Origin of the sequence: Pontibacter actiniarum (assembly GCF_003585765.1) — a bacterium.
Taxonomy (GTDB): Bacteria; Bacteroidota; Bacteroidia; order Cytophagales; family Hymenobacteraceae; genus Pontibacter; species Pontibacter actiniarum.
Map to the genome: position 1 here is coordinate 4,000,250 of NZ_CP021235.1, position 22,494 is coordinate 4,022,743.

The 22,494-nt window shown below is 53.6% G+C and carries 22 protein-coding genes; 17 read left to right on the forward strand and 5 right to left on the reverse strand.

Features of this window, described 5'->3' with window-relative positions; genetic code table 11:
* Positions 1-68 precede the first annotated feature (68 nt).
* Both CA264_RS17235 and CA264_RS17240 read left to right on the forward strand, forming a co-directional pair.
* Entirely contained in the window at positions 69-467 is a 399-nt protein-coding gene (locus tag CA264_RS17235) for a methionine-R-sulfoxide reductase (protein ID WP_025608638.1), read from the forward strand.
* A gap of 38 nt (positions 468-505) precedes the next feature.
* Positions 506-829, forward strand: a complete 324-nt coding sequence (locus CA264_RS17240) for a peptide-methionine (R)-S-oxide reductase (RefSeq protein WP_025608639.1) — start codon at positions 506-508, stop codon at positions 827-829.
* A gap of 7 nt (positions 830-836) precedes the next feature.
* Here the strand turns inward: CA264_RS17240 and CA264_RS17245 are convergent, their stop codons facing one another.
* Entirely contained in the window at positions 837-1,511 is a 675-nt protein-coding gene (locus tag CA264_RS17245) for a peptide-methionine (S)-S-oxide reductase MsrA (RefSeq protein ID WP_025608640.1), read from the reverse strand.
* Between the two features lie 167 nt (positions 1,512-1,678).
* Between CA264_RS17245 and msrA the strand changes: the two genes are divergently transcribed.
* From msrA to CA264_RS17265, 4 genes are all read left to right on the forward strand, one after another.
* Complete coding sequence (gene msrA / locus CA264_RS17250) at positions 1,679-2,224, forward strand: peptide-methionine (S)-S-oxide reductase MsrA (protein ID WP_025608641.1); 546 nt, start codon at positions 1,679-1,681, stop codon at positions 2,222-2,224.
* A 161-nt stretch (positions 2,225-2,385) separates the two neighbouring features.
* Positions 2,386-2,784, forward strand: a complete 399-nt coding sequence (locus CA264_RS17255) for a diacylglycerol kinase (RefSeq protein WP_025608642.1) — start codon at positions 2,386-2,388, stop codon at positions 2,782-2,784.
* Positions 2,785-2,856: 72 nt separating this feature from the next.
* The gene (locus CA264_RS17260; protein ID WP_025608643.1) at positions 2,857-3,261 is read left to right on the forward strand and encodes a DUF6970 domain-containing protein; all 405 of its coding nucleotides are present in this window, start codon (positions 2,857-2,859) and stop codon (positions 3,259-3,261) included.
* A gap of 5 nt (positions 3,262-3,266) precedes the next feature.
* Positions 3,267-3,743, forward strand: coding sequence for a DinB family protein (locus tag CA264_RS17265; RefSeq protein WP_025608644.1), 477 nt, complete (start codon positions 3,267-3,269; stop codon positions 3,741-3,743).
* 158 nt (positions 3,744-3,901) lie between these two features.
* Here CA264_RS17265 and CA264_RS17270 read toward each other — a convergent pair whose 3' ends face one another.
* The gene (locus CA264_RS17270; protein ID WP_025608645.1) at positions 3,902-4,693 is read right to left on the reverse strand and encodes a DUF4382 domain-containing protein; all 792 of its coding nucleotides are present in this window, start codon (positions 4,691-4,693) and stop codon (positions 3,902-3,904) included.
* A 174-nt stretch (positions 4,694-4,867) separates the two neighbouring features.
* Entirely contained in the window at positions 4,868-7,870 is a 3,003-nt protein-coding gene (locus tag CA264_RS17275; protein ID WP_025608646.1) for an AsmA family protein, read from the reverse strand.
* A gap of 137 nt (positions 7,871-8,007) precedes the next feature.
* On the opposite strand from CA264_RS17275, the gene CA264_RS17280 reads away from it, so the two are divergent.
* The 3 genes from CA264_RS17280 to CA264_RS17290 all read left to right on the forward strand — a co-directional run bounded on the left by CA264_RS17280 (position 8,008) and on the right by CA264_RS17290 (position 10,863).
* Positions 8,008-9,027: a PorP/SprF family type IX secretion system membrane protein gene (locus CA264_RS17280; protein WP_025608647.1), complete on the forward strand. Its 1,020-nt coding sequence runs from the start codon at positions 8,008-8,010 to the stop codon at positions 9,025-9,027.
* Between the two features lie 63 nt (positions 9,028-9,090).
* Positions 9,091-10,320, forward strand: coding sequence for a gliding motility lipoprotein GldJ (gene gldJ, locus CA264_RS17285; RefSeq protein WP_025608648.1), 1,230 nt, complete (start codon positions 9,091-9,093; stop codon positions 10,318-10,320).
* A 66-nt stretch (positions 10,321-10,386) separates the two neighbouring features.
* On the forward strand, positions 10,387-10,863 hold the full coding sequence (locus CA264_RS17290) for a DUF4265 domain-containing protein (RefSeq protein ID WP_025608649.1): 477 nt from the start codon (positions 10,387-10,389) through the stop codon (positions 10,861-10,863).
* 298 nt (positions 10,864-11,161) lie between these two features.
* Here CA264_RS17290 and CA264_RS17295 read toward each other — a convergent pair whose 3' ends face one another.
* Together CA264_RS17295 and CA264_RS17300 are read right to left on the reverse strand one after the other, a co-directional pair.
* Positions 11,162-12,676: a malate:quinone oxidoreductase gene (locus CA264_RS17295; RefSeq protein ID WP_025608650.1), complete on the reverse strand. Its 1,515-nt coding sequence runs from the start codon at positions 12,674-12,676 to the stop codon at positions 11,162-11,164.
* 135 nt (positions 12,677-12,811) lie between these two features.
* Positions 12,812-13,498: a ComF family protein gene (locus CA264_RS17300; RefSeq protein WP_025608651.1), complete on the reverse strand. Its 687-nt coding sequence runs from the start codon at positions 13,496-13,498 to the stop codon at positions 12,812-12,814.
* Positions 13,499-13,593: 95 nt separating this feature from the next.
* On the opposite strand from CA264_RS17300, the gene CA264_RS17305 reads away from it, so the two are divergent.
* The 8 genes from CA264_RS17305 to CA264_RS17340 all read left to right on the forward strand — a co-directional run bounded on the left by CA264_RS17305 (position 13,594) and on the right by CA264_RS17340 (position 22,455).
* The gene (locus CA264_RS17305) at positions 13,594-13,947 is read left to right on the forward strand and encodes a carboxymuconolactone decarboxylase family protein (protein ID WP_025608652.1); all 354 of its coding nucleotides are present in this window, start codon (positions 13,594-13,596) and stop codon (positions 13,945-13,947) included.
* An 86-nt stretch (positions 13,948-14,033) separates the two neighbouring features.
* Positions 14,034-14,396 carry a hypothetical protein gene (locus tag CA264_RS17310; protein ID WP_025608653.1) on the forward strand — a complete coding sequence of 121 codons (363 nt, stop codon included), beginning with the start codon at positions 14,034-14,036 and terminating at the stop codon, positions 14,394-14,396.
* A 158-nt stretch (positions 14,397-14,554) separates the two neighbouring features.
* Positions 14,555-15,316, forward strand: a complete 762-nt coding sequence (locus CA264_RS17315) for an exodeoxyribonuclease III (protein WP_025608654.1) — start codon at positions 14,555-14,557, stop codon at positions 15,314-15,316.
* A 139-nt stretch (positions 15,317-15,455) separates the two neighbouring features.
* The gene (locus CA264_RS17320) at positions 15,456-18,767 is read left to right on the forward strand and encodes a DUF4175 family protein (RefSeq protein WP_025608655.1); all 3,312 of its coding nucleotides are present in this window, start codon (positions 15,456-15,458) and stop codon (positions 18,765-18,767) included.
* 31 nt (positions 18,768-18,798) lie between these two features.
* A complete protein-coding gene (locus CA264_RS17325; RefSeq protein ID WP_025608656.1) occupies positions 18,799-19,224 on the forward strand; it encodes an ATP-binding protein in 426 nt (141 codons plus the stop codon).
* A complete protein-coding gene (gene ybeY, locus CA264_RS17330; RefSeq protein ID WP_025608657.1) occupies positions 19,208-19,636 on the forward strand; it encodes an rRNA maturation RNase YbeY in 429 nt (142 codons plus the stop codon). The genes CA264_RS17325 and ybeY overlap by 17 nt, the downstream gene beginning before the upstream one ends.
* 68 nt (positions 19,637-19,704) lie before the next feature.
* Complete coding sequence (gene mnmG / locus CA264_RS17335) at positions 19,705-21,567, forward strand: tRNA uridine-5-carboxymethylaminomethyl(34) synthesis enzyme MnmG (protein ID WP_025608658.1); 1,863 nt, start codon at positions 19,705-19,707, stop codon at positions 21,565-21,567.
* Positions 21,568-22,455 carry a class I SAM-dependent methyltransferase gene (locus CA264_RS17340; RefSeq protein ID WP_025608659.1) on the forward strand — a complete coding sequence of 296 codons (888 nt, stop codon included), beginning with the start codon at positions 21,568-21,570 and terminating at the stop codon, positions 22,453-22,455.
* Positions 22,456-22,494 lie beyond the last annotated feature (39 nt).

Genomic DNA, 22,494 nt, shown 5'->3' on the forward strand with positions numbered 1-22,494 from the left:
AAAACTTTCCGGCCTTCATCGCTGTTCTTAAAACCACACGTATAAAAAGCAAACCAGAAAAATAACCCATGAAAATAGCCAAAGCCCCCTCAGAGTATAACAAGCTTACCCCGGAGGAAGCCCGCATTATCGTTAACAAAGGCACGGAGTACCCGGGCACCGGAGAGTATGAGCACAACAAAGCCGAAGGAGTGTACCTGTGCCGCCGCTGCAACAACCCGCTCTACACGTCAGAGTACAAGTTTGAGTCGCACTGCGGCTGGCCGAGCTTCGACGATGAGATAACCGGGGCCGTAAAGCGCGTGCCGGATGCCGACGGACGCCGCACCGAGATCGTCTGCGCCAACTGCGGAGGGCACCTGGGCCACGTGTTTGAGGGCGAGTACCTGACCCCGAAAAACATACGTCACTGCGTCAACTCCCTCTCCATGAAGTTTGTGCCCGTGGAACAGCTGGAAAAGCAGTAGCCGGTACGGGTAGCTGCTGCAAATTACAGGCATAAAGCATGGTCCGGAACCAGAAGATAAATTCGGCGGAGCGGCAACAGGAGCAGGGTGTGTACTCGTGCACGTGCTGCGGGGAAGCCTTGTTTGAAGCCAGCAAAAAGTTTGACGTTGGCTCCGGCTTTCCCAGCTTTTGGGCGCAGATAGGAGCGAACGTACAGCACAAGCCGCTGGACACGTACGGCCGGGAGCGCATCCAGCTCCTGTGCCACCAGTGTGGGCAGCACCTGGGCCACCTCTTCGACGATGCCCGAACGCCCTCGCTGGTGCGCTACTGTATTAACCGGGAGGCCGTGGCACTGGAGAAGGAGAGGGAAGAGAAATAACGCCGGCTTAACCGGCACAGCTAATTTGGCGGCGGCTCCCGGCCTTCCGGAGCAGCACTTCCTGGGCAGCAGGCGACAGGCCGAGGCTGCTAACCTCGTGCAGAAGCTGCTCTTTGGACCCGTACCCGTAGAGGTAGCCGTTTACGCGTGCTGCAGCTGTCGTGTTTAGCAAATCCTCCGTCTCCGGGTACAGCTCCTGAAGCTCCCCCAGGATGTCCGGCTGCCGCTGCAGTTTGTACTTCTGGTGCCGTACTTCTGCCAGGAAAAACTCTTTGAAGGGATAAATGGCAGTATAAACCTGTTGGGCCTTGTTTGCCTCCAGTTGCCTTTTGTGCTCCCAGGCCAACGCTTCCTGCGCCGGGGTGTGGTAAAAAACGGCAGAGGTGTACTGCCGCTTCCAGGGTGGCTTTGTGGGGTTATGGTTGGCGAAGAAAACGTGCAGGAGGTCAGCGTAAGAGATTTCGCCGGGGTTAAAATCCAACTGCAGGGTTTCCATATGATCTGCCAGCGCCCAGTAGGTGGGGGTTGCAGTGGTGCCGCCGGCGTAGCCCACCCTTGTACGCACGACACCTGCCATGGCACCAAACAGGGCATCGGGGCTCCAGAAGCAGCCCATTGCAAACGTGGCTGCCTCGGTAGCTACAGCTGCGGGAAAGATACTGGCCTCGGGTTTAGAACTCATTTATACCTTGGGATTATACTTTTCTGCTTCATTCGCTTTAGCTTAGTGCAGGAGCCGGCAAAGTATAACTAGGCCGGGCTGCCGCACCGTATACTTAATTTAACCTGGTACACCTAGCTTTGTTGCGCAGGCAACGGGGCTGCTGTACTTTAAAACGATACAGATACATGGAAATAGCAACATTCGGCAACGGGTGCTTCTGGTGTACAGAAGCCATCTTTCAGGATTTGAACGGGGTGGAGAAGGTGGTTTCGGGCTATGCCGGTGGCCAGGTAGAGGACCCTACTTACAAGCAGGTGTGCTCCGGCTCCACAGGGCATGCAGAGGTACTCCAGATTTCCTACGACCCGCAGGTTATCAGCTATGCGGAGCTGCTGGAGATCTTCTGGAAGACCCACGACCCTACCACGCTCAACCGCCAGGGGAACGATGTGGGGACGCAGTACCGCTCCGTTATCTTCTACCATAACGAGGAGCAAAAGCAACTGGCCGAGAAGTACAAGCAGGAACTGGATGCCTCCGGTGCCTTCCCCGATCCCATCGTGACGACCATAGAGCCGATGACCAAGTTCTGGCCAGCCGAAAACTATCACCAGAACTACTTTAACACGCACGGCGAGGAGCCCTACTGCCGGTTTCTGATTCGCCCGAAAGTGGAGAAGTTCAGACAGGTGTTTAAGCACAAGCTAAAGGCTGAGCACAGCGGCAGCTAGCGCTGCCGCCGCTGTACTGTTTTACCCCTGTGGCAGCACCGGGAGCGGTACTTTGTTTGCTGCCAGGTTGGCGCCCGCTGGAGGCACAGGCTGTTGCTTTAACTCCAGCGGCCCTGCACAAGTATAACCCGGGCAAAACTCCGACTAACTTCTGATATCCCTTGCGCACCTACTTCAAGAAACGCTACAACAGCTTTAAGTTTGCCTTCCAGGGCCTTGTCTCCGCCGTCAGGTCAGAGCCGCACATGCGCCTGCACCTGCTTTCGGCAGTCGGTGTGGCGGCGGCCGGCTTTGCCTTCGGCATCACCAAAACGGAGTGGTGCCTGGTGGTGGGGTGCATCGGGCTGGTGGTAACGGCAGAGGTGCTCAACACGGCCATCGAAACGGTGGTGAACCTGGTGTCCCCGGAGTTTCACCCGCTGGCAGGCAGGGCAAAGGACCTGGCAGCCGCTGCCGTGCTGATAGCCGCTATTGCGGCGGCAATTGTAGGCCTCATCGTTTTCCTGCCTTACGTTCTGTCTTTTGCCGAACTGTACTTCGGGGCCGAAACCACAGTGTAACGGTTAAGCGGCGACAGTACTGGTCGGGAGAAAAAGATGTTTTAAACCTCAAATTGCCTAAATTGCACCCGTATGAACAAAGAGCAACAGGCACCCTCCTTCAGAAGCAGCCTCTGGGCAGTAGCCTTTAGTGCCTGCCTGGCTGTAGCGGGTTGCAAACCTGCCGACACAACGGCAAGCACCGCCACTGCTGCACAGGCACACCCGGACTGGCTAACCAAGCTGATCGGGGAGCTGGAGCTGGAGATGCCAGCCAATCCGCCGGCCAGAATTTACAGCTATACTTATAACGGCCAGCAAGTATACTTCCTCACCGGCAGGTGCTGCGATGTGCCCAGCAAGCTGTACGATGCCCAAGGCAACGTGCTGTGCGAGCCGGACGGAGGCATAACGGGTAGGGGAGACGGCCGCTGCACCGATTTTTTTGAGCAACGCCAGAATGAAACCATAGTTTGGGAAGATAAAAGAAAAAGCTAACACACATGACCGGAAACGACGTACTGAAGAACCTATCAGAATATAACATCTGGGCAAACAAAACCATGCTGGATGTATTCAGCAGCCTGCCTGAGGTACCTGCCAACGCGCTGCGCCTGCAAAGCCACGCCCTAAACGCGCAGGCCATCTGGATTGCTCGCATTACCGGCACCGAAAGCCCTGTGAAAGTATGGCAGGAGCACAACCTGGAGGAGCTGAAGAAACTGCACGAAAGTGCTTCCTACAGAATCGCGGAGCTGGTGGCCAACGCAGACGAAGCAGAGTTCAACCGCCTCATCGACTACACTAACAGCCAGGGGCACAAGTACAGCACGCGCGTACTCGATATCCTGACGCACGCCTTTAACCACGCCACCTACCACCGCGCACAGGTTGCCACCGACCTGCGCAAAAACGGCCATACCCCTCCCAACACAGATTACGTTACCTACGTGCGTGAGCTGATGGGCCAGGTATACTAGGTATTTGACGAAAGAACTCCTTGATGAAGGAGAAAGGACAAAAGAGAAAAATAAAAGAGGGCTCTTCTTTGAGAAGAGCCCTCTTTTATTTTATGGCAGAATTTCAACGTGTTCTACAAAGCCAAGTTTCTTTGTCTATTAGTCCTTTGCCAAAGGCACTACTCCTGTGGCAGCTCCACCACGCCTAAGTCTTTGATCTGGTCCTGCGACACGCTTACGTTCTCCACCGTTTTGTTGTGCAGGTCGCCCTCGGTGTAGAACTTAACGGTATACGTACCCGCCGGAACGCCCTTGATCAGGAAATCGCCGTTTTCGTTGGCGTACCCGCCGATGGTGTCGTTGGCAGCTGAGATAACGTAGATGCCGGGCTTGTATGCAGCAGGGGTTACCTGGCCTTTAATGCCTCCGGCAATCGCCTTGGTAATGGTGCGTACCACCGGCTTCAGGTTATAGCCACCGTTGCCCTTCGGCACCACAGATTTGGCTGCATCAAAGTCGAGCAGCACCATGTAGGTTACATCATCCTCCAGGTCGGCATTCAGTTGCAGCTTTACGCCTGAGGTTTGGCCGCTTGGTGTTTTCAGCTTCACCTCCGTGCCGTCTTTCAGCACCACAGAGTTATCGTCGCCAAGTATAAGCCGGATCTGGGAAATGCGGCCCACAGGCAGCTCTGCACTGGCTAGCAGCGTGTCGCGGCCGTTGGCAAAGTCCAGCAGGTTGTATACCCCCGGGTGAATCTCATCCAGCGTTATCCAGCCGTTTTCCTCATCGCCATCGCCTTTGTGCACCTGCACCGATTCGATCTCAACGTTAACCTTGGCATAGTCGCCCGGCGCGTCGGTCATGCGTACTTCCATACGGGCTGTGCCGTCGCTATCACTGTCGCTGTCGCAAGAGCTGAACCCCATCAGCCCGCTCAGCAGCAAAGGGAAAAAATACTTTTTCTTCATAAGTAATTGCACTAGTTAAACACACTATGCTTAAAGGAAAGCTCCTTTTACAGACCTAAACGGAGGAAAGTTGCACTTTAATATATAGTGAACAAAAAATAAACCCCAGCAGAAGAAATTCTTCTGCTGGGGTCAGGGCAACGCCCGCAGGCAGGGCAGGCTTGCGGGTGTCGCCTATTGATTTTTAGTTGTGTCCGGCTGCGCGGCAGGTTTGGTCAGGCCCTTCAGAAAGCCCCCCACTTTATCGGCGGCCTGTTTCTTTATCTGCTGCTCTGCCTCCAGGCGCTTCTTCTCCAGCTCTTGACGCGCCCTCTGCTCTGCCTCCAGCTTCTTTCGGTTCAGCTCGGCCTGCACGCTATCCTGCAGCTGCTGCTTCCGCTCTGCCGCCTCCTGCTTCACCACGTTCAGTTTGTCTTCTACCACCGTCTTCACAATGTCGGTTGCCTTTTCTTTTACAGAGCCGCCAGCCAGGGATATTCTAGGGTTGCTGTAGGTTCCCTCCACGTTCAGCTTCAGGGTAACGCGCTCAGTGTTACCCAGGCTCTGGCCGCCCAGCAGGTTCGTTAAGCTGGCATTCAGTTGCTGGCCTACCTTTCCGGTCGGCACGTTTAGCGCGGTTACATAGTCTATGCTGCCGTCTGCCGCCGTGCTGCCGCCCACCGTCATACCCATGTTTCCGACGTTCATGTCAAAAGGCTTCACCACCAGCTTTCCGTCCACAATCTCCGCGTCTATCACCTTGTTCTCCACCACAAAGCTGCGGAGCTCTTCAAAGTTGGTCAGGTTGCTGATCTTCTCTACAATCGGCACATCGCGCACAGCGGCCCGCAGCACCTTAATAACACCGGTACCGTCCAAGGTCTGGAAGACCGGCACCATGTCTTGCCCAAGCTCACCGGCAAAGGCAAAGTTGGTAGAGAACTTACCCTCCAGCACTTTGGCGATAGGAGCGAAGGCCTGCACCGTGTTAAAGGCGCTGAAAGCCTCTTTAAACCCGAGGTTCTGGATATCCAGCTTCATGTCGAAAAGCGGGCGCAGCAGGTCCTGCGTGTTATAGCTTCCGCTGGTGGCAAAGGTACCGCCCAGCGTATTGAAGGTTACTTTATTCAGCCTGGCCACCTTGTCCTTCACCTGCACCTGGCCGCTCACGTTGTTGAGCTTGAGGTTAGAGTACAGCACCTGCTTGGCATCGATATTCATGGTCACGTCCATGTTGGCAGGCACCTCCACCACACCTTCTGTAGATGCATCCGCAGGGGCTCCCTCATCATCCACCATCCATTCGTTCACATCGAAGCGGTTGGAGCTGATGTTGAAGTTGCCGCGCAGCGACTGGTTATCGGCCAGGGCATAGCCCAGGTAGTTCGACACAGAGCCGCTAGCCGCGAAATCGCTCTTGCCCAGGTAGCCGTTCATGTTCTGCAGGTTAATGCGCTCGTTGTTAAAGTTGGCGTTGGCGCTGGAGATCTTCATCCCCTGCGGCAGCTCCTCGCTCACGAAGTGGAGGTCATTGATGGCCATGGTACCGTTTGCCGTGATGTTGTTGTACTTCTCAGCCTCCACATCGCTCAACTTACCTTTCGCAGCGATGTCGGCTTTAATACGGCCGGACACCGTCATGCCTTCCTGCGGGAAGATCTTCGTTAGCTTTGTCAGGTCCAGGATACCCTTGATGCGGCCGTCGAAAGCAGGTTTGTCTACCCCCACAATCAACATACGGCCCTCCAGCGGCTCCCCATCCAGGCTCATGTTAAAGCGCTCCACGTTGATGCGGGTGTCGTCGGTGTTGCCGGTGGTGTTAACCACATTGGTTACCATGTTCAGGTTCTGAATAGGCGCCGGAAAATCTTTGGACTTGATGTAGCCGTTGATCAGGTTCAGGTCCGCGTCGATGACCGGCATGCGCGATTCGGAGTAGGTGCCTTTGGCGTCTGCATCCACTTTCAGCAGTCCGCGCAGCGTCAAGCCCTCAATCGGGTACACCTTCGTCAGTTCGGCCAGGTCCACGTTGGCCTTCACGTTGCCGTCCACCTGCATCACATCCAGGCCATTGATCAGGACCCTGGCATCGATCGGGTTCTTGCCCAGATCCACGTGGAACTGGCGCACGGCGATGTTGGTGTTTTGCGGTGTGCCGTCTTTGCTCACCACACTCATATCCACGTTAATGTTGCGGGCCGCCTCCGGCAGGTCCGGGTACTTGAACATACCCTCCGCTATCTTCAGGTCCACACCATAGCCGGGCATCAGGGTGTCGATCATGCGGCCCTTCAAGAAGCCGTCGAAGCTCAGCTTGCCCGCTGTTTTAATATCCTCAAACTGCTCACTGTACATACCCGGCACCACCGACAGCACATTTCGGAAATCTGTTTCGGTAGCGCTGAAGGTCAGGTCAAAGTCAATGGCCTCCTCCGGCATCAGGATAGTACCGTCGAACTTAAACGGAAAGGCATTTACCCGGATGTTGTTGTCCTTGAAAGTATAAAGCGATTTCTCCAGGTCTATGGCCATGGTCACATCGGCGTCCAGCTTGGCGTTCTCGAGGTAGTTCACCCCGTCAAAGGTCACCGTCACGCGGTCTGAGGTCGTCTCCGACACCATGTCGAACACATCCTGCTCAAAGTCACCGCTGCCGGTATGCTGCACGTTGTAGGCGGCAAAGCCAAACGGAATGCTCAGGTCGTCGTAAAAGATGGTGCCGTTGTTGACCTCCCAGCCTTTAATGGCCATGTTGAAGTCTGAGGCGGCGGTATCAGCCGCTGTAGCGGCCGTGGTGTCTTCTATAAAGATATCCCAGTTGGCCTTGCCGCTTTTCAGCACCAGGAGCCGGATTACGGGCTCTTCCAGTTCGATGGAGTTTACCTTTACCTCATCCCCGAAAACGCTGAAAAGGTTTAGCCCCATGCGGAAGGAGGGGATCTTGGCCAGCGTGTCGGTAGCGAAGGAATCCTGCCCTATCACCGTGAGGTTCTCCACGCCCAGCGAAAGGTTCGGGAAGTTGCGCAGCAGCGAGAGGCTCACATCTTCTGTTTTGTATAAAACTTTGGCATTGATATTTTTTGCGATCTCTTTGTCTAGGGCCTGCTTGATTTTATCTTTGAAAAGAAGCGGCACCAGCGCCGCTGCGGCAAACAGCAGGGCCAGGAAGATAAAAAAGCCTATGACTACTTTTTTCATGTTTTGTGGCAGTAGTTTGGGTGTTGAAATTGATACTATAGCTAAACTAGTTAATTTATAGCTAAAACCGTGCTAATTACGTTTAGCTTTTAATTTGTACATACTTTAACTGTAGCGCGAAGAATAGATTGCACAGCATGGGCAGAGGTTTAAAGAAATTATTTTTGTTGTACATCGCCTGCCTGAGCGCCTGCTGTGCCGCCGCGCAGGATGTGCAGTATACGCAGCAGTACGCAAACCGCCTGTACCTGAACCCCGCCTTTGCCGGCATCAACAGTGGCTGGAGCGTAGCGCTCTCGCACCGGAAGCAGTGGCCCGCCCTCAACGGCTCCTTCATCACCAACTCCCTTGCGGCAGACCTCCGCATACCTGATTCGAAAAGTGCAATTAGCCTACTGCTGCAGCAGGACCGCACCGGCATCGGAGGACTACAAAAACTACAGGGCAGCCTCGCCTACGCCTACCATACGAACATCAGCAGCAGTTGGTCGGCCTCCGCGGGCCTGCAGGCAAGCGTGGCGTCGCTCCGGGTAAACTACGGCAACCTGGTCTTCGGCGATCAGCTTTCCGACAACGGCATGGTGGCCGTAACCTCGGCAGAAGTAAATCAGTTTCAGCCAAATACTTATGTGGATTTCACGGTAGGCGGCCTCGTGTACTCCGACCAGTTCTGGGCCGGCCTAACGGCGGCACACCTGAACAAACCCTCCTACGGCTTCGGTGAGCAAACGGAGCTGCCCCTGCGCTTTACGGCCATTGCAGGCTATAAATTTTACGCCAGGTCATACGTAGAGCAGGGAAATCTGTTTGAACTGAGCTTTTCTCCCACCGCCACCTACATACATCAGCAAAGTTCTAAAAGATTAGATTTAGGGCTGTATACTAATTACACACCGCTTACGTTAGGTTTTATATACAAAGGAGTACCCGTCATCGGGGGAACTAACCAAGACCAATCCTTGTCAGTAATAGCAGGCCTGCAGCTAAAGCAGCTAAAGGTGGGCTTTAGCCATGATGTTGGCCTGAAAGGGTTGAGCAGGGAAGTAGGCGGAACAAACGAAATTTCACTCATTTTTGAACGCAGGGCTATTAACAATTTGTTTAGAAGCCGCTTAAGCGACAAATTTAACAGAAACATTGTTTGTCCGGCATTCTAATATTATTTATAATTGCACATTAATCTACGTTACAAGAACCTTATCTTAATTGGTTACTATTTTATGAAGTTAATCAAGTATTTATCGGCTGCGGTTGTGGGGGGCTTCCTGTTGACCGCCTGCTCAAAGGGCGGCCAACCGACAAGCACAAACCCAGGAGACTATAGCTCTGCCACCGGCGCTGAGTATGGCGAGGACGAAGAGGCTTTCGATGTTGCCGACTATGCTGAGTTTCCGCAGGGGCCGGGCCTGATCTTTATTGAAGGTGGCCGTACGGTGCTGGGCTCTATGGAAGAGGATATTGCCATGACCCGCGACAACGTGGAGCGTACGGTAACGGTAGCCTCGTTCTATATGGACGAAACCGAGGTAGCAAACATTCACTGGCTGGAGTACCTGCACGACCTGAAGCGTGACTCTCTGCCAGAAGTATACCAGGCGGCTTTGCCAGACACAACTGTGTGGTCTCGCCAACTGTCTTTCAACGACCCTTACGTAACGTACTACCTACGCTACCCAGGCTTCCGCTTCTTCCCTGTAGTGGGTGTGAGCTGGCTGCAGGCAAACGACTTCTGCGTATGGCGTACGGCTAAAGTAAACGAAAACCTTGCTAAAGAGGCCACTGGCGGTGGTGGCAGAAGAGGCCTGTTTGGCCGCGGTGGCGGCGACGAAGCGGTAGAAGGCGAAAAGCCGTCTATCGAGTCTGGCTATGTACTGCCGAACTACCGTCTCCCAACAGAGGCAGAGTGGGAGTACGCTGCACAGGCCATGATCGGTACGCAGTACTCTGAAGACGAAAACCAGAACAACCGCCGCCTGTACCCATGGGATGGCCACCAGGTGCGTAACCCGTATGGCAAAGAGATGGGTAAGTTTATGGCTAACTTCAAGCGTGGCCGCGGTGACTATGCCGGTATCGCCGGTTCCCTCAACGACGGTGCGATGATCACGGATTATATCTACGCTTACCCGCCAAACGACTTTGGTCTGTATAACATGGCCGGCAACGTAAACGAGTGGGTACAGGACGTTTACCGCCCGCTTTCTTACCAGGACGTAGAAGACCTGAACCCTTTCCGCCGCGATGGCTACCTGGACGAGTCCAACAACTACGACTCCAGCGAAGGCTACCATTCTTTGGTTAACGATGAGGTTCGCGTGTACAAAGGAGGTTCTTGGAAAGACGTAGCATACTGGTTGTCTCCGGGCACACGCCGCTTCATGGCGCAGGACTCGTCTACCGCTACTATCGGTTTCCGTTGCGCCATGATCAACGCAGGCTCAAACAGATAGAACCACAGTAACATACTATACAAAAAGCCCGGAAGCAGTTCCGGGCTTTTTACATTTATACAATACATGAGCAAGAACACACAAGGGCATAAAATCATCTTCCGCTTCCACAGCGACTTGTTTGGCAAAGAAATCACCGAAACGCTTTGGGCACTGGAGGTGGACGCCAGCCAAAATCTCTACCAGATAGACAGCATCCCGACGTTTGCGCCACTTATAGCCACCGAGGATGTTGTGCGCGCTGAGTTTGACGCCATGGAGGAGGGCCTGCTTTACAAGGAAACAGTAACCCCGTCGGGCAACTCCACCATACAGGTTATCCGCCAGAACGAAGACACGCCCCTGCTGGACCTGCGCAAACGCTTTGCGGAGCTAGGCTGCGTGTCAGAAGAGGTGAACGAAGACTTTTTTGTGCTGGAGGTGCCAATGAACGTGAATTACGCCGTTGTGAAGGAAGTGCTGGATGAGTTGGAGGAGCAGGAAGAGGTAGAGTATGCAGAGCCATCGCTTTCTGATGTGCACCGCGAGCAAACAGGCGGATAAGCATAGGAACCGCCTCTGGTGCAAGCGTCCGCTCGTGCCGCTTACCGCTGTGGTGAAAGTATACCTGCTCGGATGCAGCAACGGCTGTTGTGGCTTGTGTAAAAGCCATTTGCGAAGGCATAAACGTACGAGCATGCCACATCACACCGCCTTGGTGAAGTATGCGTAAAGTTAGTTCTGTACAAGTAGGCCAAGCAGGCGTTCCGGCAGAAACGGCCACACGAAACAAAAGAAACTACAAAAGGGGATGCCGGTAGCGGCATCCCCTTTTGTAAGCTCAGGCCTGCAGGCAAGGCGGTTATTTCTTCTCCACCGCCGGCACCAAGCCCAGCACTTCGCTAGTATAGCCTCTTATCTTCTCCAGCAGCTGCGGGTTATCGGCAAGCGACTGCCCGTAGGAAGGAATCATCTCCTTCATCTTCTTTTGCCACTCCTCCGTATTCAGGCGCTCCATAAAGCAGCGCTCCAGAAGCCCCAGCATGATAGACACAGCCGTAGACGCGCCAGGGGAGGCACCCAGCAAAGCAGCCAGCGTACAGTTGGCACCACTCACCACCTCTGTACCGAACTCCAGCACCCCGCCTTTTTCAGGGTCTTTTTTGATGATCTGCACCCGTTGCCCGGCAACCTCTAGCTCCCAATCCGCTGCCTTGGCATCCGGGAAGTACTGCCTCAAAGCTTCCAGCCTGTCCTCCGGCGACTGTCGCACCTGGTCGATCAGGTAGCGGGTCAGGGCCAGGTTCTTTATCCCCGCCGACAGCATGGGGCGCAGGTTGTTTGGCTTGATAGACTTCGGCAAATCAAAGAAGGAGCCTTTTTTGAGGAACTTGGTAGAGAAACCGGCATAGGGCCCGAACAGCAGCTCGCGGCGGCCATTGATGTAGCGGGTGTCCAGGTGCGGCACCGACATAGGCGGCGAGCCAACGGCAGCTTTACCGTATACTTTGGCGCGGTGGCGTTCGATCACCTCGCGGTTCGTACACTTCAGCCACTGCCCGCTTACCGGGAAGCCGCCGTAGCCCTGGCCCTCCGGAATGTCTGATTTTTCCAGCAGCGGCAGGGCTCCTCCTCCGGCACCAATAAAGACGTACCGGGCGTACACGTTCCGTTTCTCACCTGTTTTCAGGTCCTTCACCCTCACGCGCCAACGCCCGTCCTCCCGCTGGCGCAGTTTCCGAACCTCATGGCTAAAGTGCATCTTAACGCCCGCTTCCTCCTGCAGGTGCTTAAACATGCTGCGTGTCAGGGCGCCGAAGTTCACATCCGTCCCCAGGTCCATGCGCGTGGCGGCCACTTTTTCCGATGCGTCGCGCCCCTCCATAATCAGCGGCACCCACTCCTTTAGCTGCTCCCGGTCCTCGGAATAGATCATGTCGTCGAACAGGTGGCACTTTACCATGGCCTCATAGCGCTTGCGCAGGAAGTTCACATTATCCTCGCCCCACACGAAGCTCATGTGCGGTATGTTCTTAATAAACGATGTCGGCAGCTCTATAATGTTGTGCTGGATCAGGTAAGCCCAAAACTGCTTCGAGATCTCAAAGGACTCGGCAATGCGCACAGCCTTGGTCGTATCGATGGAGCCATCGGGTGTTTCGGGGGTGTAGTTCAGTTCACAGAAGGCAGAGTGGCCGGTCCCGGCGTTGTTCCAGGCATCGGAGCTTTCGGCGGCAGCTACGTCCAGCCGTTCAAAAACCTCCAGCTTAAGGTTTGGCTGCAGTTCCTTCAGCATCATGCCCAGCGTGGCGCTCATAATTCCCGCACCGATCAGCACGACATCCGGCATATTCTCTGTATCGTCTTGTTGTCTCATATTAGTTCCTCAGGTTTAAAGTACGCCCGCAAGGGCAGCAACAGCTTTAGAATAGATTACGGGAAAAAAGCCTTTTTTGATAAGAACCGGCCCAACCGCTTTGCCAGCCACGGGCACAAGCACCCAAAAGAAAGGTTAGGCTGCCGCGATGGTGGCTACGCTTACCTCTGCGGCTCCTGCCGCCAGCAAGGCCACGGCACAGGCCTCCAGCGTCGCGCCGGTGGTCATCACATCGTCCACCAGGAGCACGCGCTTGCCCTGCACCTGCTCCGGCTTTGCCACCCGAAACACCTGCTCCACATTCTGCCAGCGGTCAAAGCGGCTTTTGCGGGTTTGGGTTCCGGTGTCGGCAGTGCGGGCGAGCACCTGGCCATGGCAGGGCAGCTGCATACTTTGGCCCAGCCCGCGGGCAAAGCACTCGGACTGGTTATAGCCACGGCGGCGCTGTTTGTGCTTGTGCAGCGGCACCGGCACGATCAGGTCAAAGTGCTGGCTGTAGGCGTAGTCGGAGAGGAGGGAGCCGTAGCGCTGCCCCAGGTGCTCCCCCAGCTCCTGGGCGCCTTTGTACTTGAGTTGGTGCAGGAGCCGCTGCACCCGCCCCTTCGGTATAAAGTGCAGGTAGGAGAAGGCAAACCGCACCGGCACCTTACCCCAGAACCTGCGCTGCAAAGGGTTCAGCTCGGTTGCCCCATGCACGTGGAAATCGGTGTACGGCAGCTTTACACTACAATTGGTACAGACGTAGTGCTCACCCCGCGCCAGCGATCCGCTGCAGGCGTAGCAGCTTTCCGGGAACAGCAAACTGAGCAGGTCTTCGAACATTGGCCAGCGTGTGCGGTTTAAGGTATTCTAATGATTTTGACGTAACTTTATACTTGGACTAAATTAAAAGCCATCCATAACAAGAATACCTAACAATGAGCTTAGTAGAAGAATTCAACGACTACCGTACGCGCATGAACGAGCGCATTATGTCTTACGACAATAAAGTGATAAAGCGTTTCTTTAACCTCGACACCAACACCTACATGGAGGGTGCCCTGGATGTAAAAACGAAGGAGATGCTGGGCCTGGTGGCCTCTATGGTGCTGCGCTGCGACGACTGCATTAAGTACCACGTTGGCAAATGCTACGAAGAGGGCGTTTCCGACGAGCAGATCATGGAGGTTTTCTCCATCGCTAACCTGGTGGGCGGCTCCATCGTGATCCCGCACTTCCGCCGTGCCGTAGAGTATTGGGAAGAGCTGAAGGAGCGCGGCTCAGCAGAATAGGTTCTTAACGGCGACAGAGTTTGGTTGTTGGTCTGCCTGCTTTAGCCACTCAGGCACCAACAGCCAAACAACTTAACAAGCAAAACATGTACGATAGCGACAACCTGGAACATAACTGGACACAGCTGCGGGCTGACCTGATGAAGCGCTTCGGCAAAAAGCCGGACATGAACGCCATCCTGTTCCTGATCGGTATTCAGGAACTTGGCATGGGCGTTCGGGAGTTTACCAAAGAGGAGAAGCAGGACCTGATGCACATTGCCACCTGCCGCGTCTTCGCCGAATCCGGTTATTACGAGTTCTCGGGCCGCGACGAGGATGGCTGGCCGCACTTCAAGGCTGTTAAGCCACTTCCTTTCGCAAACCTGAAAGAGCAGGAGAAGATGCTGAAGTGGCACGTAATCGAGTACTTTAACCGTGCCGACGAAATTCGCACGCCTAATCCGTAGCACCTCTTTCCTGTCACGGCCTGCCGGTATACTTTATGAGAAACAAAGTTCTGAAGTTTATACTCCTCTCATCCCTCTTACTTCTTACAGGAGACTCGGAGAAGAGCAAAGGTCGTGATACTTGATACAGAGTACGTGCTACGCCATTATATACACCCATGAAGATTATTACCTATAACGTTAACGGCATTCGTGCCGCCCTTACCAAAGGCTTTGGCGACTGGCTCAAAGCCGCGAACCCGGATGTGCTGTGCCTGCAGGAAATAAAAGCCGATGAATCTAAATTCGACAAAGCGTTGTTTGAGGATATGGGCTACCATGTATACCTGCACCCGGCTGTAAAGAAAGGCTACAGTGGCGTAGCGATCCTTTCCAAAGACAAGCCGCAGCACGTTGAGATTGGCTGCGGCATGGACTGCTACGATGTGGAAGGCCGTGTGATCCGCGCCGATTACGGCGATGTGTCGGTGATGAGCGTATACATGCCTTCCGGTTCCAGCGGAGAGGAGCGCCAGGGCTTCAAGTTTCAGTGGATGGATGATTTCCACGGCTATGTAGGCGACCTGAAGCAGACGCTGCCAGGGCTGGTGGTAAGCGGCGACTACAACATCTGCCACAAACCCATCGACATCCATAACCCGAAATCCAACGCCAAGAGCTCCGGCTTCCTGCCGGAGGAGCGCGAGTGGATGGGCAAGCTGGTGGATACCGGTTTTATCGACACGTTCCGCCACTTTAACCAGGAGCCCCACAACTATACTTGGTGGAGTTACCGCGCCGGCGCACGCAACAAAAATCTGGGCTGGCGTATTGATTATAACATGGCAACTGACAACCTGCGCGACCGCCTGAAGCGTGCCGCCATACTTACCGAAGCCAAACACTCGGACCATTGCCCCGTGTTGCTGGAGCTGGAGTAGGGCAGGCATACTAAAATAGCTCTGTCGCAGTTATACTTTTGAATTTGATGCAGGTGCTACCCTTTGGCACACAACAATTTAGCTGTAATTGACTATCTTACGAAACAGCCGCCATGCCTTAACCTTGTAACAGCGAGATATGAAACATACCGATGCACTCGATCAGTTGCTGCATCAATTGCAGGAGTTCAAGCAGAAGTTCTACCTCAACATGCTGTTGCGGGGGAGCATCTTTGCGGTTGGGCTCCTGCTTTCTGTTTATATCGTGTACAGCCTGCTGGAGTACATGTTTTACTTCCCGGAGTATGTACGCGCCTTCCTGCTGTTCTCTTTTGTGGCAGCGGTTGTGTATGTGTTTGTGCGGTGGATCGCCCTGCCTGTTTCGGCGCTTACGCGGCTGCGGCGGCTCCTTTCCGACGAGCAGGCGGCACAGCAGGTAGGGGCTTACTTCCCCGAGATACGCGACAAGCTGCTGAACGCGATCCAGCTGCAGCACCAGGACCGCACCAACGAACTTATCCGGGCAAGCATTGACCAGCGTAGCCAGCAACTGCTCTCCTTCAGGTTTAGGGAGGCCGTTACCTACAGCGAAAACAAACCGCTCCTGAAGTATATCGCTCTACCTGCACTTGCCGCTGTGCTGATCATGCTGGTGTACCCGGCCATTTTTGTGCAGGGCACCGAGCGCATCATCAACTATAAAACGCACTACACCCCACAGGCCCCGTTTAATTTTCTTGTAAAGAACGATGCACTGCAAACCTACAGGGGAGAGGATTTTGAGCTGCAGGTGGCCGTGGTGGGCGAGGCCGTCCCCCGCGAAGTGTACATCAACTATAACGGCCGCCGCCAGCAACTAAGCCAGCGCGCCGACGGCAGCTACACGTACACGTTTAAGCAGCTGCAGCGCCCTGTGGACTTTCAGCTGGAGGGCTCCGGCTTCTTCTCCGACAACTATACCCTGGACCTGCTCTCGCGGCCCAACCTGAAGGATTTCCGCATGCTGGTGCAGTACCCGCAGTACCTGAAGCGCAAACCCGAGGAGATCCAGAACACGGGCAATGCCACTGTGCCCGAGGGCAGCACGATTACCTGGAATTTCTCCACCTCCGAAACCGACAGTGTGAAGCTGATTTTTGAGGAGCCTGCCCAACGTATAGTAGCGCAGAAAGACGGAGACACCTTTGCAGCCAGCAAAGACATTAACCGGAGCCAGAACTACAGCATTTCGCTCCGCAACGAGCACAGCGCCAATAAAGGCGAAATTAACTACCAGATCACCACCATCCCTGACCGCAACCCGCAGATCAGCCTGGAGCAGTTCCAGGACACGGCCCTGTATTCTTACCTGGTATTGGGAGGCGATGTATCGGATGACTACGGCCTAACGCGCCTGGCGCTGTTCTATCGTGTCAGCAATGCGAAGAACCCGCTGGCTAAGTATACAGCGCAGGCCTTGCCGCTTAACAGGCAGCAGCCGAGCCAAACCTACTATTACCAGTGGAACACTGCTGCGCTTAACATGCAGCCCGGTGATAAGCTAGAGTACTTTGTGCAGGTGTGGGACAACGACGGCATCCGCGGCCCCAAAAGCACGCGCACGCGCACCTTCGAGCTGCGCCTTCCTGACAAGCGCGAGCTACAGAAAGAACTCGACAGCAATTCGCAGTCGGTGGCCAGCCAGATGAGCAAAACCCTTGAGCGGGCAAACCAGCTAAAGCGCGAACTCGCCAAGTCCGAAGATAAACTCAAGACGAAGCGTGACCTGAACTGGCAGGACAAAAAGCAGCTGGAAGACCTGGCCACCAAGAAAAAACAGCTCGAGCAGGACATTAACTCCATGAAGGAGCTGTTCGAGGAGCTCAATAAAAAGCAGAACATGCTTAACGAGCCTAACAAGCAGCTAGCCGAAAAGGCGCAGGAACTGCAGAAGCTCATGAACGACCTGCTTGACCCGGAAACCAAAAAGCTGTACGAGGAGCTGGAGAAGCTACTGCAGCAGCAACAGCCAAACGATACGGAGCTGCAGAAACTGCTAAGCAAGCTGGACAACCGGGAGAAGAACCTGGAGCGCGAACTGGAGCGGGCACTGGAGCTGTTTAAGCAACTACAGTTTGAGCAGAAGCTCGACAACGTTGCCCAAAAGCTGGAGGAGATGGGAGAGAAGGAGCAGCAGCTGGCCCAGAAGACAGAACAGAAGCAAGAGAACAACGAGCAGCTACAGGAGCAGCAGCAGGAGCTGCAGCAGGAGTTTGAAGATGTGAAGGAGCAGCTGAAGGAGCTAAAGGAACTCAATGAAAAGCTGGAGCACCCCAACAGCATGGACGAGCAGCAGCAACAGCAGGAGCAGCAAAGTATAGAGCAGCAGATGAAGCAGAGCCAGGAGCAGCTCCAGAAGAATCAAAACAAAAAGGCCAGCGAATCGCAGCAGAAAGCGGGCAAGCAGTTGCAGCAGATGGCCCAGCAGATGGAGCAGATGAAGAGCAGCATGAGCATGTCTGGCATGCAGCAGAACCTCGACAACCTCCGCGACATCCTGGAGAACCTCATCACCCTGTCTTTTGACCAGGAGGAGGTGATGAAGCAGCTACGCAGCGTGAGCCAGAGCGACCCGCGCTTTATTGAACTGTCTCAGCAGCAGCTGAGCCTCCGCGATAATGCCCAGGTGATTGAAGACAGCCTCTTTGCCCTTTCCAAGAAAGTGTTCCAGATCGAGTCTTTCGTTACCCGGGAGGTGGCCGCCATGAACCAGAGCATGGACAACAGCATGCAGGAGCTGCGCGACCGCAACCTTGGCAAGGCCACGGCCCAGCAACAGCTCGCCATGACAAGCATGAACAACCTGGCTCTGATGCTAAACGATGCCCTGAAGCAAATGCAGCAGGCCATGCAGCAAATGCAGGGGAGCATGGCCGGAAAACAGAAGGGCAACAAGCCGCGCCCCGGCAACATGGGCGAATTGCAGCAACAATTGAACAAAAAAATAGAAGATCTGAAAAAAGGAGGCAAATCGGGTAAGGCACTTTCTGAAGAATTAGCTAAATTGGCTGCGGAGCAGGAGGCTCTCCGGAATGCCATGAAAGAACTCGAGAAACAGGGCAAGAAACCTGGCGAAAAGGGGCAAAATGGCGATCTGGGAAATATTGGCAAGATGATGGAACAAACGGAAACTGATCTCGTTAATAAACGTTTGACCGAGCAAACGATCATGCGGCAGCGAGAAATACTGACGCGTTTGCTGGAGGCAGAGAAAGCGGCCAAGGAGAGAGAATTGGACAATAAGCGTGAGGCGAAGACAGCACAGGAAATTGCCCGCAAGGTTCCGCCGTCATTCGAGAAGTATTTAAAGGCAAAAGAAAAACAAACGGAGCTACTCAAGACTATACCTCCTGCACTGTCACCGTACTACAAGCAAAAGGTAAGCGAGTATTTCCAGAACATAAGCAAATAAACAGCACCTATTTTTACACTTAACGATTAATATGAATCAGGTTAAAATTCAGATTCCTTCTCTAATCGAAAACATCAGAGTAATAGAAAGCTTTATCGACAACTCTAAAGATGAATTTGAGTTTGAAGATGACATCTATGGCAACATCATGGTGGCCGTTACGGAATCTGTGAATAATGCGATACGTCACGGCAACAAATTCGACAAAGACAAGAACGTTTATCTGACGCTGCAAGTAGAGGAGAACACCTTAGTTTTTGAAGTAGCCGACGAAGGCCCCGGCTTTGATTACGAAAACCTGCCCGACCCAACTTCTCCGGAGAACCTGGAAAACCCTGGTGGCCGCGGCATTTTCCTGATGCGTAACCTTTGCGATGAGGTAAACTTTTTAGACGAAGGCAAAAAAGTACAGCTAGTTTTCAACATACTCCCTTCCCAGAATGGATCAACCAATTGAGTTCTTTAGCGAGGATATAGAGTTTGAGCTAGAAAACCCAGAGCAAGTTTCAGAGTGGATCGCCACAGTAATTGAACAGCACGATTATGAACTAAGTAACCTTACCTACGTTTTCTGCTCCGACAACTACCTCCACCAGATCAACCTGGAGTATCTAGACCACGACACGTTAACAGATATTATCACCTTCGATAATGCCGACGAGGAAGGCATCATTGAAGGTGATATTTTTATAAGCGTAGACCGCGTGCGCGACAATGCGCAGGACCACCACACTTCTTTCACGGATGAAATGCACCGCGTGCTCATACACGGCGTGTTGCACCTGCTCGGGTATAAAGATAAGTCCGAAGAGGAAGAGACACTTATGCGCAAAGAAGAAGATTCTTCGTTATCTTTGCGAAAGTTTTAGTCTCTAACGGAATTACCAACCCTCTGTAGATGTTTCACGTGAAACATCTCGAAAAACAATCAGAATACATGTTTCCAGAATACGATATCATTGTTGTTGGAGCTGGGCACGCAGGCTGCGAAGCCGCGGCGGCCGCAGCTAAAATGGGTTCAAAGGTGCTGTTGGCAACCATGAACATGAACACGATCGCCCAGATGTCCTGTAACCCGGCAATGGGTGGCGTGGCCAAAGGGCAGATCGTTCGTGAGATCGACGCCCTAGGAGGTATGAGCGGCATCATCACGGATCAGACCATGATCCAGTTTCGCATGCTTAACAAATCAAAAGGACCGGCCATGTGGAGCCCGCGGGCGCAAAGCGACCGCATGCGTTTTGCAGAGGCCTGGCGCCTGAGCCTGGAGCAAACAGAGAACGTGGACTTCTGGCAGGAGATGGTAACAGGCATCGAAACAGAAGGAGGGAAGGCCGTAGGAATACGCACCAGCCTGGGGATAACTATCCGCGGAAAAGCTGTTATATTAACCAACGGCACGTTTTTGAATGGAATTATCCACATCGGCGAAAAGCAAATGGGAGGGGGGCGCTCGGCAGAGAAGTCAGCAAAAGGCATTACCGAGCAACTGGTGGAGCTGGGCTTTGAAGCAGGCCGCATGAAGACCGGTACCCCGCCGCGCGTAGACGGACGCTCGCTTGACTACAGCAAAATGGAAGAGCAGTTCGGAGACGAGAACCCCAGCAAATTCTCCTACACCGACACACAGCCACTGGCACAGCAACGCAGCTGCTACATCACGTACACCAACCCGGAGGTACACGACATCCTGAAGACCGGCTTTGAAAAATCTCCGATGTTCCAGGGCCGCATACAGGGTTTGGGCCCGCGCTACTGCCCCAGCATAGAAGATAAAATCAACCGCTTCGCCGACCGTGATCGCCACCAGATATTTGTGGAGCCGGAAGGATGGAACACGGTAGAGGTATATGTGAATGGTTTCTCCAGCTCATTGCCGGAGCACGTGCAATACGAGGCGCTACGAAAAATAGAAGGTTTTGAGAACGCAAAAATGTTCCGCCCAGGCTACGCCATCGAGTACGACTTCTTCCCGCCAACCCAGCTGAACCTGACCCTGGAAACAAAGCCAGTGGAGAACCTCTACTTTGCAGGCCAGATAAACGGCACCACCGGTTATGAAGAGGCCGCGTGCCAGGGATTGATGGCCGCCATAAACGCCCACAATAAGATAAACGGCAAAGAGCCATTTGTACTGAAGCGCTCCGAAGCATACATAGGCGTACTGATAGACGACTTGGTGAATAAAGGGACGGACGAACCGTACCGCATGTTCACCTCCCGCGCTGAGCACCGCATCCTGCTGCGCCAGGACAATGCCGACATCCGCCTGACAAGAAGAGGATATGAACTGGGCCTGGCTGAGGAAAGCAGGTTGAAAGCAGTGGAAAAGAAGGTAGCGGAGACGGCCGAAATCATAGCCTACTTAAATAACAAGCCACTTGAGCCCGGAGATATCAACAGCAAGTTAGAGGAATTGGGCTCCGCTCCGATAACAGAGAAGCAGCGTGCTGGCCAGCTGATAAAGCGGCCTAACGTAGAGATTGAAGACATCGCAAAAGCAGTTCCGGCGATAGGCGAGTACCTGAGCAAATTCAGGAAAGAGAGCGTGGAGCAGGCGGGTATCTCAGTGAAGTATGAAACCTACATTGAGAAAGAGTACGCCATGGCTGCCAAGATGAGCGAGCTGGAGAACTATAACATCAAAGGCAAGATTAACTACCGCGACATACCTGCGTTATCTAAAGAGGCGAAGGAAAAGCTGCTCAAAGTAGAGCCTGAAACAATTGGCCAGGCCTCCAGAATAAGCGGCGTTTCGCCGGCAGACATATCGGTGCTAATGGTATACCTAGGAAAATAGATGAGCTACGAAAGACTGGAACAGTGCCCAATCTGCGGCAAAGAAGAGTTCAAAAATTTTTTAGTAGTAAATGACAACGCTGTATCGAAAGAGAGCTTTGTGATTGTGGAGTGCGAGAACTGCTCGTTCAAATTCACCAATCCAAGGCCAGAAGCCGCAAGCATAGGACAGTACTATGCCTCTGAGGATTACATTTCGCACAGCAACATCAAAACGGGAATTATCAACAGAGCGTACCACGTGGTACGCTCTATTACCATAAAGCAAAAGGTCGAACTTATCAACAGGCAGTCTCCGGCAAAGGGAAGCATTCTAGACTATGGCTGTGGCACCGGCACGTTCCTGTCCGCTTGTAAAAAAGACGGATGGGAAATAAGGGGGGTAGAACCAAACCAGAAGGCCAGGGAAATAGCCTCAGAAGAAACGGGAGAGATCATAGCCGCCAGCCTGGACGATATACAGGGCGAGAAGTTCGAAGTGATCACGCTGTGGCACGTGCTGGAGCACATCCATACGCTGAACGAGACAATGGCCCAGTTACTGGAGTGCCTGCAGGAAGACGGAACACTGATTATAGCGGTGCCCAATGCAGACTCCCACGATGCGCAGGAGTACAAGGAAAACTGGGCGGCCTATGATGTGCCGCGCCACCTGTACCACTTCACGCAGGGAACGATGAAGCGCTTCCTGAAGAAGCATAAAATGAAGCTGGAGGAAGTACTCCCGATGAAGTTTGACGCGTACTACGTGAGCATGCTAAGCGAGAAACACAAGGAGGGAAAGACTAAGATGCTTAACAGTGTGGTGAACGGTTACCGATCCAACAGCTATGCAGAAAAGAACGGCAACGATTATTCGAGCCTGATTTTTATAGCAAAAAGAAAATAATAGCACCAACTTTACGTGCAGTATGAAATAGGCAGACGC

What these genes read in the sequence shown, in the direction of transcription:
- CA264_RS17290 (WP_025608649.1), top strand. Translation starts at nt 10,387, where the DNA reads ATGAGCAAGAACACACAAGGGCATAAAATCATCTTCCGCTTCCACAGC.
- CA264_RS17240 (WP_025608639.1), top strand. Translation starts at nt 506, where the DNA reads ATGGTCCGGAACCAGAAGATAAATTCGGCGGAGCGGCAACAGGAGCAG.
- CA264_RS17260 (WP_025608643.1), top strand. Translation starts at nt 2,857, where the DNA reads ATGAACAAAGAGCAACAGGCACCCTCCTTCAGAAGCAGCCTCTGGGCA.
- CA264_RS17265 (WP_025608644.1), top strand. Translation starts at nt 3,267, where the DNA reads ATGACCGGAAACGACGTACTGAAGAACCTATCAGAATATAACATCTGG.
- ybeY (WP_025608657.1), top strand. Translation starts at nt 19,208, where the DNA reads ATGGATCAACCAATTGAGTTCTTTAGCGAGGATATAGAGTTTGAGCTA.
- CA264_RS17300 (WP_025608651.1), bottom strand. Translation starts at nt 13,498, where the DNA reads ATGTTCGAAGACCTGCTCAGTTTGCTGTTCCCGGAAAGCTGCTACGCC.
- CA264_RS17340 (WP_025608659.1), top strand. Translation starts at nt 21,568, where the DNA reads ATGAGCTACGAAAGACTGGAACAGTGCCCAATCTGCGGCAAAGAAGAG.
- CA264_RS17295 (WP_025608650.1), bottom strand. Translation starts at nt 12,676, where the DNA reads ATGAGACAACAAGACGATACAGAGAATATGCCGGATGTCGTGCTGATC.
- CA264_RS17305 (WP_025608652.1), top strand. Translation starts at nt 13,594, where the DNA reads ATGAGCTTAGTAGAAGAATTCAACGACTACCGTACGCGCATGAACGAG.
- msrA (WP_025608641.1), top strand. Translation starts at nt 1,679, where the DNA reads ATGGAAATAGCAACATTCGGCAACGGGTGCTTCTGGTGTACAGAAGCC.
- CA264_RS17310 (WP_025608653.1), top strand. Translation starts at nt 14,034, where the DNA reads ATGTACGATAGCGACAACCTGGAACATAACTGGACACAGCTGCGGGCT.
- mnmG (WP_025608658.1), top strand. Translation starts at nt 19,705, where the DNA reads ATGTTTCCAGAATACGATATCATTGTTGTTGGAGCTGGGCACGCAGGC.
- CA264_RS17275 (WP_025608646.1), bottom strand. Translation starts at nt 7,870, where the DNA reads ATGAAAAAAGTAGTCATAGGCTTTTTTATCTTCCTGGCCCTGCTGTTT.
- CA264_RS17235 (WP_025608638.1), top strand. Translation starts at nt 69, where the DNA reads ATGAAAATAGCCAAAGCCCCCTCAGAGTATAACAAGCTTACCCCGGAG.
- CA264_RS17320 (WP_025608655.1), top strand. Translation starts at nt 15,456, where the DNA reads ATGAAACATACCGATGCACTCGATCAGTTGCTGCATCAATTGCAGGAG.
- CA264_RS17315 (WP_025608654.1), top strand. Translation starts at nt 14,555, where the DNA reads ATGAAGATTATTACCTATAACGTTAACGGCATTCGTGCCGCCCTTACC.
- CA264_RS17270 (WP_025608645.1), bottom strand. Translation starts at nt 4,693, where the DNA reads ATGAAGAAAAAGTATTTTTTCCCTTTGCTGCTGAGCGGGCTGATGGGG.
- CA264_RS17245 (WP_025608640.1), bottom strand. Translation starts at nt 1,511, where the DNA reads ATGAGTTCTAAACCCGAGGCCAGTATCTTTCCCGCAGCTGTAGCTACC.
- CA264_RS17280 (WP_025608647.1), top strand. Translation starts at nt 8,008, where the DNA reads ATGGGCAGAGGTTTAAAGAAATTATTTTTGTTGTACATCGCCTGCCTG.
- gldJ (WP_025608648.1), top strand. Translation starts at nt 9,091, where the DNA reads ATGAAGTTAATCAAGTATTTATCGGCTGCGGTTGTGGGGGGCTTCCTG.
- CA264_RS17325 (WP_025608656.1), top strand. Translation starts at nt 18,799, where the DNA reads ATGAATCAGGTTAAAATTCAGATTCCTTCTCTAATCGAAAACATCAGA.